Source organism: Duncaniella dubosii, from assembly GCF_004803915.1.
GTDB classification, from domain to species: domain Bacteria; phylum Bacteroidota; class Bacteroidia; order Bacteroidales; family Muribaculaceae; genus Duncaniella; species Duncaniella dubosii.
Genome location: NZ_CP039396.1, coordinates 1,077,920 through 1,092,068, shown reverse-complemented (window position 1 = coordinate 1,092,068; position 14,149 = coordinate 1,077,920). Strand labels below are relative to the sequence as shown.

Sequence of the window (14,149 nt, the reverse complement as noted above, 5' to 3'; positions counted from 1 at the left end):
GATTGCGATTCGGTGAAAAACTTTATTTTTTTGAATGCGTAATAACTATACAGACGCTTTATAGAAAAAATATTGCGATGAGTAGATTTTATTGGGAAGTCTATGAATTAATGCCTATTTTTGCGTCGATATTTAACACGTTAACTTAAAAAATATAAAAATGAAACTCGCAAAAGCTTTAGGAATTCCTGCAATGGCTCTCTGTGTGCTTCTTTCAACGGGATGCTCATCATGGACGAATACAGGTAAAGGCGCAGCCATCGGCGGTGGCGGCGGTGCGGCTCTCGGAGCAGGACTCGGTGCGCTTATCGGTGGTGGCAAGGGCGCTGCAATCGGTACGGCTATCGGCGCTGCGGTCGGTACGGGCGCAGGTGTCCTTATCGGCAAGAAGATGGACAAGCAGCAGGCCGAACTGCAGGCTGAGCTTGCAAAACAGGCTGAAATCAAGCAGGTGACCGATGAAAACGGTCTGCAGGCAATTCAGGTCACTTTCAACGGCGGTATTCTTTTCCCGACCAACGGTACGACTCTCAGCGCAAGCGCACGCACTGACCTCAGCAAGTTTGCCGCTTCGCTTATCAATAATCCCGGCACAAACGTGCAGATTTACGGCTACACCGATGACACCGGTTCGCTTGCCGTCAACGAGCGTGTCGCTACCGGACGTGCTGACGCCGTTCGCAACTATCTTCTCAACAGCGGTGTCGCTGCCACCCGTCTTTCTGCAGAAGGTCTTCCGATGCAGGACTACATTGCATCCAACTCCACAGCCGAAGGCCGTGCGCAGAATCGCCGTGTAGAGGTCTACATCACCGCAAGCAAGGAAATGATCGAACAGGCCAACCAGGGCACTCTCAAGTAAGTGATGTCCGTCAGCCTGTGATTAAGGCATATAATCATCAATTCTTTTCATAAGGTAAGGAGGAAACAAGCCTTGACGGTCTGTTTCCTCCTGTTCTTTTGTCCGGGCGGCTATCCGTATGGGATGATTCCGGGAAATATACTTTCTGTATGGGCGGGTGTCGCCTGTAATATTATTTCATGCAGCGGATTTCGTTGTATATGAGATTGAGCACCGTCTGTCCGGCCGCTTCGAGCGACGAGGGGTCTATGTTTTCAAGCGTGTCGTCGGTCGTGTGCCATGTCGGGGCGAATGTTCCCGTCGACTCGTTTTTTGACTCGATGATGTCTATTGCAGGTATTCCGGCGTCGTTGAGGAAGATGTGGTCGTCGACCACTGCACCTCCGCTCTTGTTGATAAAGCGGTTCTCATATCCCGAACGGGCGGCTACCGACCACACTTTGTCGACAAGTTTCGATGCGTTCTGGTCCGAGAAGTATTCGCGGTGGAATTTAGCGTCCATTCCTCCTACCATGTCGAGAAGCACTGCATAGCGGGGCAGCGAGTCGGCGGGATAGGGCATGTTTTCAATCCAGTATTGCGTGCCGAGACACCACGATGTGTCGTGGGTCGAGAATCCTGAAGCCTGACCGTAGTCCTCGGCATCGACCAGCAGGATGTCCACGCCTACCGGAGGCTCTGTCTCGTTGAGATGACGTGCCACTTCAAGGAGGACTGCCACTCCGCTGCCGCCGTCGTTGGCTCCGAGCACGGGTTTGAGCCTGTTTTCCTCATTCTGGTCGGAGTCACACCACGGACGGGTGTCGTAGTGGGCCAATAGGAGTATGCGGTCGTGGATTTCGGGTTTGTATGATGCCATGATGTTGCCTATCGGGAGACGGTCGCCGTTGAAGGCTGTGACTTCGCCGGTCTGGACATTTACATTCTGTGCGCCGTGGCGGCGGAGTTCGTTGACGAGATATTCGCGGCAGAGGCGGTTTCCTTCCGTGCCCGATACGCGCGGCCCGAATGCCAGCTGACGTCTTACGTAGGAGTAGGCGCTGTCGCGGTTGAAGCGCGCAGGGGTCTTGATCCGTTTTTCTTCCTGACGGGTACGGGTCGCGTCACCGTTAGAGGCGGTCGGACGACAGCTTGTAATCCCTAAGGTAGCGATGATGCTGAACAGGGCGGCGATTAGATATCCTTTCATGACTCTGCTGGCTGTATTAAGGTGGTTGATATATGCCGATTTAGTTCACTCGGCCTTATGTTTCGGTATGGTTAAAGTATGGCGTAGCAAAGTTACAACATAGTTACAATACTTCGACAATTCGGTTACAGAAAATTTATCGTGTTAAGGTTTATTAACTATCAGGCCGGTGTCTCCTTCGGCATGCCCCCACGGTGTTGCTTCGGTCTGTGGTCTCCGCTCGACGCGGGGTTACAATGGCGACCAAATTATGACAAGGCATCGAAGATGCGAACCGGCTGAAAAACGACAACCCCGCTGCCTTGAAAATGTGGCAACGGGGCTGAAAAGGTATAGTATTAAAGGTTCTGTCGCTGATTACTTCTTGAAGTAGCGGTTGTAGAGACCCTGGAATCCCTGACCGTGACGTGCTTCGTCCTTAGCCATTTCGTGAACGGTGTCGTGGATTGCGTCGAGGTTGAGTTCCTTAGCGCGGCGGGCGATACGCATCTTGTCGGCGTTTGCGCCTGCTTCGGCTGCCATGCGCTTTTCGAGGTTTTCTTTGGTTGACCATACGCATTCGCCAAGGAGTTCAGCGAATTTGGAAGCGTGTTCAGCCTCTTCGATGGCATAGCGCTTGAAGGCTTCTGCGATTTCGGGGTAACCTTCGCGGTCAGCCTGACGCGACATGGCGAGATACATGCCTACTTCGGCGCATTCGCCTTCGAAGTGTGCGCGGAGATCGGCCTTCATTTCGTCGTCGGTGTCCTTAGCGATTCCGATTACGTGTTCAGTCACGAATTCGAGCACTGCGCTCTCGTCCATTTCCTTGAATTTTGAACGGGGAGCTTTGCAGAGGGGGCAGAATTCGGGAGCTTCGTCACCTTCGTGTACATAACCGCAAACGGTGCAGATAAATTTCTTTTTCATAATGAATTGATGTTTGTTTAATTGTTTTTTATACGAAATTTGACTTTAATTCAGTTTATACGGCCTCGGAGCAGAGTGGGCAGAGACCTTTGAAAATAACGTCGGTCGAATGGACGATGTAGCCTTTGGGTGGGATTACAAATGACGGTGAAGCGTCATTGTAGTCGATGTCCGTGACCTTTCCGCATGACGCGCACAGGAAATGTGCGTGGTCGTGCTGTGAATAGTCCCATCTCGCTCCGTCGCCTCCGCCGGTCTCGATGCAGCGGATTATGCAGGCTGCGGCAAGTAGGCGCAAGGTGTTGTAGACGGTGGTGCGCGAGAGTGTGGGGTTAGTGGGCTGGAGAGCTTTGAAAATCTCGTCGACCGTCGGGTGAATTCTGTTTTCCATGAGATACCTTAGGATTGCTATCCGTTGGGCCGAGGGCTTGACTCCGCCCTCCGACAGGGTATCGAGTATTTCCTGAGTAGTAAAACTATAGGTCTGCATGGATGATGAATTCAATTTAAAATTGTAATGATTACAACTTTGTTTTCATTGCAAAGGTATGCCTTTTATTTTGAACATGCAATATCCGGCTAACGAAAAATTGTTAAAAATTAAAAGGGAGCAGCTTCACGCGGCTCCCTTTTATGAGTTTCCAATAGGTACAATTTCTAAGGTAAAAAAGATTGTTTTAGGTTCGTGATGCAAAGGTAGGCCAAGAATCACGCGCGGACAAATTTTTCTTTATGTTATCCAACATAAATTTATATCAGATTCTTTGCAATTCTTGCAATTGATGTGCTTAATTTTCTGAAATATAGTGGATTATGAAAGTTGTGATTTTGAAACCCTCTTTGTTAAAATACGTTAATATGATAAACTTCTCTTATTTTTCAAGTCCAAAAATATGAGTATTGAGTGTTTCACCGTCCCAGACCGCATAGGAAAAATGGCGAATCCAGTCTCCAAGAATGACAATTCTGCCCCCTTCGGGGATGGGGCGGTCAAGAAGTATGTGACAATGGCCGAAGATGAAAAAATCGATTTTTTCATGAGCCGGATCGGCGTTGTAGCTGCGGGCGAAGTCAACGAGATTGTCGCCCGCCTTTTCGGGAGGAGTGTAGCCTCCCTGCTTGCGTGAGTGGGATGACCACGAGTGGGCGAAGCCGATCGACCACCGGGGATGGATGGCTCCGTAGAGTTTCTGGGCAAGGGGATTACGGAAGATGGCTCTGAGACGGCGGAAGGACCAAGGAAGCGAGCCGACACCGTCGCCGTGTTCGAGCAGGAAGCGCCGACCGTCGATTTCGGTTGTCATCATGCCGTCGTGGACGGTGAGACCTATTTCTTGAGGGAGATAGTCGAAAATCCAGATGTCGTGGTTTCCTTTGAACCAGATTATCTCTACGCCCGAGTCGGCGAGACGTGCAAGCGCCCCGAAAAAACGGGTGAAGCCACGCGGGATGACCGTGCGGTATTCCCACCAGTAGTCGAGTATGTCGCCAAGAAGGAAGAGCCTTTTGCAGTCAGGGGCGATGGATTCAAGGAAGTCGACCACGCGCTTTTCGTGTGCGCGGTGGTCGGCTATATAGGATGCTCCGAGGTGCAGGTCACTGATGAAGTAGGTTTTTGTCGGGAGTGGCATGGCCGGGTTGCTTTCTGTCTGGTGAATCAATGTCGAGGCCGACATCTGTGGGGTGGGGATGCTTAGAGGAATCCGAGGTCGAGTTTTGCCTCTTCGGTCATCATGTCTTTGTTCCATTCGGGTTCGAAGACAATGCGGATGTCGACACTTTTTACTCCTTCGATGCTTTCGAGCTTGATGCGGGCATCGTCAACCAGAAAGTCGGCGGCGGGGCAGTTGGGGGCTGTAAGGGTCATGTCGATCTTGAGATTTCCGTCATCGTCGAGATCAATGGCGTAGATGAGGCCGAGATTATAGATGTCGACGGGGATTTCGGGGTCGTAGACTGTCTTAAGCATCGTGACGATGCGTTCTTCTATGCGTGTTCTTTCTTCTGTGGTCATATCTGTCTGTTTGCCGGAGTGCCGTGGATGGGTAGGCACTCCTGTTTTTGACGGGTTATATATAATATATGTATAGTGGAGGGCGCTATCAGTGGGCTTCGAGCCAGTTGGGGGCTATTCCGGCGGAGACGGTGAGGGGGACTGCTCCGTGATAAGCCCCTTCCATCTGCTTCTCGACAAGTGTTTTCATTACGTCGAGTTCCGATGGGTGGACGTTGAAGATGAGTTCGTCGTGAACCTGCATAATCATGCGTGAGCGGAGTCCACGGCTTTCCATTTCATTATATATACGTACCATAGCCACTTTTATTATGTCGGCGGCCGAACCTTGTATGGGGGCATTGACGGCGTTTCGCTCGGCATAACCGCGCACGACCGCGTTGCGGGAATTGATGTCGGGCAGGTAGCGGCGGCGTCCCATGCGGGTGGTGACATAGCCTTGTTCGCGGGCGGTGGTGACCGACTTTTCGAGATATTCGCGGATATGGGGATAGGTCGAGAAATAGCCGTCGATGAGCTGCTTGGCTTCCGCGCGGGCTATGCTGAGGCGTTCGGCGAGACCGAAGGCGGAGATGCCGTAGATGATGCCGAAGTTTGCGGTTTTTGCGCGCCGGCGCTGGTCGTCGGTAACCTCGGCGAGAGGTATGCCGTAGATTTTCGAGGCGGTGATGCGGTGGATGTCGTCGCCCGACAGGAAGCCTTCGATCATGTCCTTGTCGGCCGAGAGGTCTGCGATGAGGCGCAGTTCGATCTGCGAATAGTCGGCGCTCATGATCATGTCGCCGGGATCGGCGATGAATGCGCGACGGATTTCGCGCCCGTCGTCGGTACGGATGGGAATATTCTGGAGATTGGGGTTGGTCGACGATATGCGTCCAGTGGCGGTGACGGTCTGATTGTAGGATGTGTGGATCTTCCCTGTCTTCGGGTTGACCATTCCGGGCAGGGCGTCGAGATAGGTTGCAATTAGTTTCTTCAGCCGGCGGATTTTGAGGATGAGGCTTACGACGGGGACTTTCGGCGCATATTTTTCAAGAATCTGCTCGGTTGTGGAGTAAGAGCCGCGAGCTGTTTTCTTGGCCTTGGGGTCGATTTTCATGCGGTCAAAGAGCACCATGCCGACCTGTGCGGGCGAGCCGATGTTGAACGGGCCTCCGGCCATCTCGTAGGCTTCCTCCTCCATAGCACGCACCTGCTGCTTTAGGCGGGTGGAGAGGTCGGTGAGCACGGTGGAGTCGATGCGGACTCCTGTGTATTCCATTTCGGCAAGCACACGGATGAGCGGGAGTTCCACTTCGTCGAGAAGCGGTGCCATCGAGCGCGAGGCGATTTCGTCGAACAGAGGCTTCCGCAGGCGCAGACTCAGGTCGGCCTCTTCGCAGTATCGGCCGACGGCGGCCTCCTGCGTCAGCGCAGTCTTGGGATGTCCGGCTTTGGCATCTGGAGCGATTCCGGCGAGTTCGAGACGGAGATATTTTGCCACTACGTAACGCAGTTCGTGTTTCATCTCCGGGTCGATGAGGTAGTGGGCCACGGTGGTGTCAAAGTAGGGGGCTGACAGGCCGATTCCGGCGTTTTTCAGGAGTAGATAGTCGCGCTTGACATCGTGGCTGACGAGGGTTGCCGCTCCGGTGAAGAGCGGTTCGATGACGGCGAGGATTTCGCTGCGCGCCGCTCCGTCGCCGAGTGGTATGTAGAACGCCTCGCATGGTTTGGCCGAGAGTGCGATTCCCTCCCAGCGTGCTGTCATGGCTTCCTCGCCGACGGCATAGAGCGCCATGCCTATTGCCGGCGATTTAGCAAGCCGGGCAACCACTTTGGCAGCTTCGGCAGGGGATGTTGCCACAGTGTAGCTGCGGTCCTCGCAGGGAGCTTCGATGGTTGGGGCACTGTCGTCGGGCATGTCGAAAAGCGATCCCATCCCAGACGAGTCGGGCTGTGAGGCGGCAGCGGCGGGATTTTCGGCAGGGCTGTCGGTGACGGGCTGAGCATCGGCCGTCTCTACGACGGCCGCTTCCGAGGCTTTGCGCGACGCTTTCAGACGGGCGAGGAGTGTGCGGAATTCGAGTTCGGAGTAGACGGCCATGAGGCTGTCGATGTCAATGTCCTTGCGGACGAGGCTGTCGATTTCGATGTCGACCGGGACATCGGTGCGTATGGTGGCGAGATATTTCGACATGCGGATTTTGTCGGCGTTCTCGCTGACTTTCCGCTGGAGTGCGCCTTTGAGCTTGTCGGTGTTCTCAAGAAGGTTTTCAACCGAACCCCATGCCTCGATAAGTGTGCGGGCGGTTTTTTCGCCGACGCCCGGGCAGCCGGGGATGTTGTCAGAGGCGTCTCCTTCGAGGGCGAGGAGGTCGATTACCTGTGAGGGACGCGCTATGCCGTATTTCTCGCAGATGCGTGCGGTGTCGCGGATTTCGAATCCCTCACCTTTTAGTGCCGGGCGGTACATGAAGATGTGGTCGGCCACGAGCTGGCCGTAGTCCTTGTCGGGGGTCATCATGTAGGTGTCGAATCCTTCCTTTGCCGCGCGGACGGCAAGTGTGCCGATCACGTCGTCGGCCTCGAATCCTGGTATCTCGATCACTGGTATGCGGTAGGCTTCAAGTATCCGTTTGATGTAGGGGACGGATGCTGTGATGTCCTCGGGCTGTTTGTCGCGCTGGGCTTTATAGTCGGGATATTCCTCGTGACGGAAGGTGCTTCCGCCGGGAGGGTCGAAGCACACGGCGATGTGCGAGGGGTTTTCCTTTCGCAAGAGGTCGTCGAGCGTGTTGCAGAATCCGAAGACGGCAGATGTGTTGAAGCCCGCTCCGGTGAATCGTGGCGAACGGATGAGGGCGTAGTAGGCGCGATAGATCAGCGCGTAGGCATCAAGCAGAAACAGGCGTTTCTCCATCTGTAATGTTGTTTTTTAAGTACAAAGTACCAAATTAGTAAGTACAAATTAGTAAGTACAAATTAGTAAGTACAAATTAGTAAGTACAAATTAGTAAGTACAAATTATCAAGTACAAAGTACAAAGTCAAAGTATTAAGTACCAAGTACCAAGTACCGAGTATCGAGTGCTGAGTACAAAGTTGTAAGTGGTGGTTATTTGACGGCTTTTGAGATAAAGTCGACGAACTGGTCTTTATCCATGAATCCGACTGTCGAAGTTATTGTGCCGTCGGGCATGAGGATGCTTACCTGAGGGATTGCCGATACTTCAAACTGGCGTGCAGTCTCGGGTGAGTTGTCAACATCGACAGACATGAAGATGGCTTTGCCTTTGTATTCTTTGGCCGTTTCCTCGAAAATGGGGGCGAAGCGACGGCACGGACCGCACCATGTGGCGCTGAAGTCGATGACAGTGGGCAGTTGCTTGTCGGGAGAGATTGTGGAGTTGAGGGTGTAGACTATTGGTTCTCCTTCCTTGACTTGGGTCATTTCGGGTTTTGTATTAGTCTCTTTTGCGGCTGAGTCACTGCTTCCGCAGGCCACGAATGTCGCGCCCACGATGACTGAGAGGAGTAGTTTTCGGAGTGTCATATCTGCCAAGGGCTTTTGATGGTTTGAAATTTATGAGGATAGATTATTGAAATTTATGAGGATTGATTGTCGTGTCGGCCAGCCGGCGTTTGGGCTGCCTGTCTGAGTCGGGAAAGCCCACATTTCTTTTGCTCCGGTGCGGTTGCAGAGAGCTGGAGAAATGTGGGCTGAAAGGTTTTCGGTCAAACGACAGATGTCGCGTTCAGGCTCTGTTTTTAGAGAGCTGAAGCGAGTGCTGCGTTGGTCTTGTGGACAGCTTCGGCGCTCTTGTGGAAGAGTTCTTTTTCGGCATCGTTGAGTTCGAATTCAACAATCTTTTCGATGCCGTCCTTGCCGATGATACAGGGAACGCCGATGCAGAGATCCTTTTCGCCATATTCTCCGTCGAGGAGTGCAGAGCAGCTGATGAGTTTCTTTTCGTTGTGGAGAACAGCCTTGACCATCTGTGCTCCAGCCGCACCGGGTGCATACCATGCAGAAGTGCCGAGGAGTTTGGTGAGGGTAGCGCCACCGACCATAGTGTCGGCTGCAATCTTGGCGAGCTGGTCGTCAGAAAGATAGTTTGTAGCGGGCACACCACGGTAAGCTGCGTAGCGCACGAGGGGAATCATTGTGGTGTCGCCGTGTCCGCCGATCACAATGCCTTCAACCTCAGTGGGGTTGGCGTTGAGGCCGATTGAGAGGAAATATTTGAAGCGGGCGCTGTCGAGAGCTCCACCCATGCCGATGATGCGGTTTTTGGGAAGACCGCTGACCTTGTGGATGAGGTAGGTCATGGTGTCCATTGGGTTGGAGATGCAGATGATGATCGCATCGGGCGAATACTTGAGAAGCTGGTCGGTCACAGACTTTACGATGCCGGCGTTTACACCGATAAGCTCTTCGCGGGTCATGCCGGGCTTGCGGGGAATGCCTGAAGTGATGACAACGACGTCGCTGCCTGCAGTCTTTTCGTAGTCGTTGGTGACACCGGTAAGACGGGTGTTGATATTGAGGATGTTGGCGGTCTGCATGATGTCCATGGCCTTGCCTTCCGAAACACCTTCCTTGATGTCGAGGAGGACAACCTCGTCGGCGATACCATACTTGACAATCACATCAGCACAAGTAGCGCCCACGTTGCCGGCGCCTACAACTGTAACCTTTGACATAACTATTCTTTTAAATTGGTTTTATAGAATTGATTGGTTGAAACTTTCCCTCTTGGAAACAGGAGTGGACGGGCTGTGGAATGTGCTGTCAGCGCCTCGTTCTCCTACATTGCAAATTTACTGAAAAGTTTTCAACCGCCAGCTATATTTATTGAAAAAATTCATTAATTGACCGTCAGGGCCATCACTTCTGAATTTCAACGGTTCAGTGGCCGGAACGGATGTGTTCATTTCCTTTCGCGGGATTTTGACGAGAGGTAGAGGCCGATGAAGGTTACAAACGCGAGGGTCATCAGGATGAGCAGTTCCACATTGGCGACTTTAATGGCAAAGAGGACAAGTGTGAAGATGTATATGATACATTGGATGTAGAGAAATATATTGCGGGTGGTCATGGTCTGTAGTTTGACGTTTTTATGGCGGGAATTGGATTTTTGAGGTAAATGAATGACCGGGAAAAGGGGCAGGGCGCACTGCCGTCGATTGCCGGAGTGCGCCCTGCGTCGGGTTTCTTATGATTGCTGAACTGCGTTCAGACAGTCAGATTTATGCCTTTTCGGGGTGAGGACCTGCAGCTACGAGTGCCTTGCCTGCCTCATGTCCTTCGAACTTCTTGAAGTTGTTGATGAACATTTCAGCGAGCTTGTCGGCCTTGGTGTACCATTCCTGAGCGTCGGCGTAAGTGTCGCGGGGATCGAGGATCTTGGGATCTACGCCGGGGAGTTCGGTGGGGACGGTGAAGTCGAAGATGGGGAGCTGCTTGGTGGGAGCGCTGAGGATAGCACTGTCAAGGATAGCGTCGATGATGCCACGGGTGTCCTTGATAGAGATGCGCTTGCCTGAACCGTTCCAGCCGGTGTTCACGAGATAAGCCTTTGCACCGCTCTGTTCCATACGCTTAACGAGTTCTTCAGCGTACTTGGTGGGGTGGAGCGAAAGGAATGCAGCGCCGAAGCATGCAGAGAAGGTGGGAGTGGGCTCTGTGATGCCGCGTTCTGTGCCTGCGAGCTTGCTGGTGAATCCTGAGAGGAAGTAGTACTTGGTCTGCTCGGGAGTGAGGATAGAAACGGGAGGAAGCACTCCGAACGCATCAGCCGAGAGGAAGATAACGTTCTTTGCGGCGGGACCGCGAGAAGGAACGATGATGTTCTTGATGTGGTTGATGGGGTAGCTTACACGGGTGTTTTCGGTCACGCTCTTGTCGGTGAAGTCGATCTTGCCTTCAGCGTCGACAGTAACGTTTTCGAGAAGTGCGTCGCGGGTGATGGCGTTGTAGATGTCAGGCTCGCTGTCCTTGTCGAGGTTGATAACCTTTGCGTAGCAGCCGCCTTCGTAGTTGAACACGCCGTTGTCGTCCCAGCCGTGCTCGTCGTCGCCGATGAGGAGGCGCTTCGGGTCGGTTGAAAGTGTGGTCTTGCCTGTTCCTGAGAGGCCGAAGAAGATAGCGGTGTTTTCGCCCTGCTTGTCGGTGTTGGCCGAGCAGTGCATTGAAGCGATGCCGCGGAGGGGGTTGTAGTAGTTCATGATTGAGAACATACCCTTCTTCATTTCGCCGCCATACCAAGTGTTGATGATGAGCTGCATGCGTTCGGTGAGGTTGAATGCAACGCAGGTCTCAGAGTTGATGCCGAGTTCCTTCCAGTTTTCAACCTTAGCCTTTGAAGCGTTGAGAACCACGAAGTCGGGCTTGAAGTTTTTGAGCTCGTCTTCGGTGGGGCGGATGAACATGTTGGTCACGAAGTGAGCCTGCCATGCCACTTCCATCACGAAGCGTACTGCAAGACGTGTATCGGGGTTTGTGCCGCAGAAAGCGTCGACAACATAGAGAGTCTTGTCAGAGAGCTCCTTGTCGGCGATAGCCTTGAGGGCATCCCAGGTAGCGGGAGTGATGGGCTTGTTGTCGTTCTTGTATTCTTCGGTTGTCCACCAGATAGAGTTTGCGCTGGTGTCGTCCTTAACGAAGAACTTGTCCTTGGGCGAACGGCCGGTGTAGATTCCGGTCATCACGTTGACAGCACCGAGCTCGGTTTCCTGACCCTTTTCATAACCCTGAAGGTTGGGGTTGGTTTCGTCGATGAAGAGCTGGTCGTAGCTGGGATTGTGAATCACCTTTGCGCCGGTGATGCCATACTGGGATAAATCAATTGTACTCATTGTTGTGTAAAGGAGTTTGATATGAAATTGATAATTTGTTGTTTCTTATTTTATATTGAAAATCTTTTGAACCTTAGGTTGTCTGTGTATTTTTTAGACAAAAGGAATCTTCTTATCCGACTGCAAAGTTACTTACTTTTTTCGGTATTAAAATGCAGGATTAAAGAAAATTTTCTTTATTAATAATTTTTAATTAAAACCCGAAGAGCGGAGCGCTTTCAGCCTCTCTCACTCATCCAAAACTTGAAACAACGGCATCGGCGGGAGTGTTCAGGTCTTTAAATCCCATATAGCCGATTTAATCTTTTTTAAGGTTTACGTCTCTGTTTTTCACGCATATTTCTTTGACTCGAACCAAAAACATCATTAACTTTGCATTGCAAACTTCTCCGTCGGTCACGTAGTCTCGCGCAGAGGCTTCATGGCTTGGCGGCGGAGGATGTGTAAAATGTTAAATAAATTCCCTCTGTCTGGAAACCGCCAATATCTTCAGTCCGCGGGGAATAAGGAATAAGATTAGTTTATATGCTCGAAATATGGGCTGAACTCATCTCATACTTGTTCCGTGGATAAAGGCGCTTGGCGGTGCCGCAGACTGGGAATCGTAGTATGAATCAGAGGGGTTCAGCCCTATTTTTTATATCTCTGCAGCCTCTTTGCCCACGAAGGTTTACCATGGCCTTTCCCACTTTATAAATGTGAAGCTGCCACATCTGCAGCATTTCCTACCAGCAGTTATCTTATGTTTTTTCGCGCATTATCCTTTCATGCGATATTTTCATCCTGCATTCCTGACATACACACATTGAAATACATTATGACGACTATCTTTATAGGAAAACTGATCAAGGATGAGCTTAAGGCACAGCAGAAGTCTGTCGTATGGCTCTCCCAAGAGCTTGGCTGTAACCGCACCAATATCTACAAGATCTTTAACCGCCATAGCATCGATGCCGAACTGCTCCTGCGCATCTCGCGCATCATGGGGCGCAACTTTTTCGAACCGTATGTCGATCGGCTATCCAGCTGAGTCCTTATGTTCGGATAGGTTCGCCGGTTTGTGACAGGCGGGTTTTGTGGATTTTATCTCCCGGCAAAGGCCATTGCCGGTTGTCAGTGGGTTTCTCCGGCGCTTTCGCCGCTAAGCATTCCGCATGCGGCCTCGATGTCTTCTCCGCGCGAGGCTCGTATGGTTGCGGTCACGCCAAGTTCGTTGAGCCTGTCGCGAAACCGCTCCATGACGGCGGTCGATGCGGTCTGGTGTTCAAAACCGGGGATTGCATGGAATCTTATGAGGTTCACACGGCAGTCGAGACCGCGCAGCAGACGTCCGAGTGCGTCGGCATGGCACATGTCGTCGTTGACACCGCCCCACATTATATATTCAGCCGACAAGCGGCGCTGATGGGCAAAGTCGTAGTCGCGCAGAAACTCCATGACGCGGGTTACAGGAAACGCCTTTTCAATCGGCATGAGACTTTCGCGTTCGGCCGGGAACGGTGAGTGGACACTGATGGCCACATGTACCTTTGTCTCGTCAAGCAGGCGGCGGAGTGAATCGAGCTTGCCTATGCTCGACACCGTGATGCGCTTCGGGCTCCATGCCAGACCCCAAGGGGCGGTGAGCACTTCGAGCGCTTTCAGCACTTCGTCAATATTGTCCATCGGCTCGCCCATTCCCATGAACACAAGGTTGGTCAGGGTCGAGCTTTCGGGTATGGCGAATATCTGGTTTATGATGCCGGCAGCGGTCAGGTCGCCGTGAAATCCCTGTCGTCCTGTCATGCAGAACTTACATCCCATCTTGCATCCTGCCTGCGACGAGACGCACAGTGTCGCGCGGTCGCGGTCCGGGATATAGACAGCCTCGACATCGCGTCCGCCCTTGCCGCTTGTCAGAAAGTCGAAATCTTCGCCTCGTGTGGCGAAGAGATATTTCACCGTGCCGTCGGCCGACCGCGAAGCCTTGATCGGTGCCTGAAGGCCGACGCAGTAGTGTTCGCTGAGCCATTCGCGTGATGCCTTCGGAAGTTCGGTCATCTCGTCGATGCTGCGTGCGCGGTTGACATAGAGACGGCGGGCTATCTGCTTGGCTGCAAACTTGCGCAGACCGGCTTCAGCGGCAACGGTTTCGAGCTCGGCGAGTGTCATGCCAAGCAGGGGGCGGCGTATTTCGTGCTGTTCCATTTTCAGAGTCGTTATGAAGGGTGTATCGGGTGGATGTCCCGGTCAGTGGCACGTTACTTCGAGAGGCTTGTTTAAAGGATATGCTTATGCCATAGGACAATCCGGCCACAAAATTACGAAAAAAATTGCCAAATCCTTGCAAAAACCAA

Annotated in this window: 13 protein-coding genes; 2 read left to right on the top strand and 11 right to left on the bottom strand. The window is 52.4% G+C overall.

Going from position 1 to position 14,149, the window contains the following annotated elements; genetic code table 11:
* Nucleotides 1-160: 160 nt before the first annotated feature.
* Entirely contained in the window at nt 161-862 is a 702-nt protein-coding gene (locus E7747_RS04785; RefSeq protein WP_136414445.1) for an OmpA family protein, read from the top strand.
* A 172-nt stretch (nt 863-1,034) separates the two neighbouring features.
* On the opposite strand, the gene E7747_RS04780 is transcribed toward E7747_RS04785, so the two are convergent.
* The 10 genes from E7747_RS04780 to pckA all read right to left on the bottom strand — a co-directional run bounded on the left by E7747_RS04780 (nt 1,035) and on the right by pckA (nt 11,813).
* Complete coding sequence (locus E7747_RS04780; protein WP_136414443.1) at nt 1,035-2,051, bottom strand: M28 family peptidase; 1,017 nt, start codon at nt 2,049-2,051, stop codon at nt 1,035-1,037.
* Between the two features lie 357 nt (nt 2,052-2,408).
* Nucleotides 2,409-2,960 (bottom strand): NADH peroxidase, encoded by a 552-nt coding sequence (locus tag E7747_RS04775; RefSeq protein ID WP_123613886.1) that lies wholly within the window; start codon nt 2,958-2,960, stop codon nt 2,409-2,411.
* Nucleotides 2,961-3,015: 55 nt separating this feature from the next.
* The gene (locus E7747_RS04770) at nt 3,016-3,450 is read right to left on the bottom strand and encodes a Fur family transcriptional regulator (protein WP_136414441.1); all 435 of its coding nucleotides are present in this window, start codon (nt 3,448-3,450) and stop codon (nt 3,016-3,018) included.
* Nucleotides 3,451-3,832: 382 nt separating this feature from the next.
* Nucleotides 3,833-4,591: a UDP-2,3-diacylglucosamine diphosphatase gene (locus E7747_RS04765; RefSeq protein ID WP_136417029.1), complete on the bottom strand. Its 759-nt coding sequence runs from the start codon at nt 4,589-4,591 to the stop codon at nt 3,833-3,835.
* A gap of 62 nt (nt 4,592-4,653) precedes the next feature.
* Nucleotides 4,654-4,974, bottom strand: coding sequence for a metal-sulfur cluster assembly factor (locus E7747_RS04760; RefSeq protein ID WP_123613888.1), 321 nt, complete (start codon nt 4,972-4,974; stop codon nt 4,654-4,656).
* A gap of 88 nt (nt 4,975-5,062) precedes the next feature.
* The gene (gene polA, locus E7747_RS04755; RefSeq protein ID WP_136414439.1) at nt 5,063-7,876 is read right to left on the bottom strand and encodes a DNA polymerase I; all 2,814 of its coding nucleotides are present in this window, start codon (nt 7,874-7,876) and stop codon (nt 5,063-5,065) included.
* A gap of 194 nt (nt 7,877-8,070) precedes the next feature.
* Complete coding sequence (locus tag E7747_RS04750) at nt 8,071-8,508, bottom strand: thioredoxin family protein (protein WP_123613890.1); 438 nt, start codon at nt 8,506-8,508, stop codon at nt 8,071-8,073.
* A 215-nt stretch (nt 8,509-8,723) separates the two neighbouring features.
* Nucleotides 8,724-9,659, bottom strand: a complete 936-nt coding sequence (locus tag E7747_RS04745; RefSeq protein ID WP_123613891.1) for a malate dehydrogenase — start codon at nt 9,657-9,659, stop codon at nt 8,724-8,726.
* Between the two features lie 227 nt (nt 9,660-9,886).
* The gene (locus E7747_RS16500; protein ID WP_168185233.1) at nt 9,887-10,054 is read right to left on the bottom strand and encodes a hypothetical protein; all 168 of its coding nucleotides are present in this window, start codon (nt 10,052-10,054) and stop codon (nt 9,887-9,889) included.
* Between the two features lie 151 nt (nt 10,055-10,205).
* Nucleotides 10,206-11,813, bottom strand: a complete 1,608-nt coding sequence (gene pckA / locus E7747_RS04740) for a phosphoenolpyruvate carboxykinase (ATP) (protein ID WP_136414437.1) — start codon at nt 11,811-11,813, stop codon at nt 10,206-10,208.
* An 817-nt stretch (nt 11,814-12,630) separates the two neighbouring features.
* Here pckA and E7747_RS04735 point away from each other — a divergent pair.
* A complete protein-coding gene (locus E7747_RS04735; RefSeq protein WP_123613967.1) occupies nt 12,631-12,843 on the top strand; it encodes an XRE family transcriptional regulator in 213 nt (70 codons plus the stop codon).
* Nucleotides 12,844-12,926: 83 nt separating this feature from the next.
* Here E7747_RS04735 and rlmN read toward each other — a convergent pair whose 3' ends face one another.
* Nucleotides 12,927-14,000: a 23S rRNA (adenine(2503)-C(2))-methyltransferase RlmN gene (rlmN, locus tag E7747_RS04730; protein WP_136414435.1), complete on the bottom strand. Its 1,074-nt coding sequence runs from the start codon at nt 13,998-14,000 to the stop codon at nt 12,927-12,929.
* Nucleotides 14,001-14,149 lie beyond the last annotated feature (149 nt).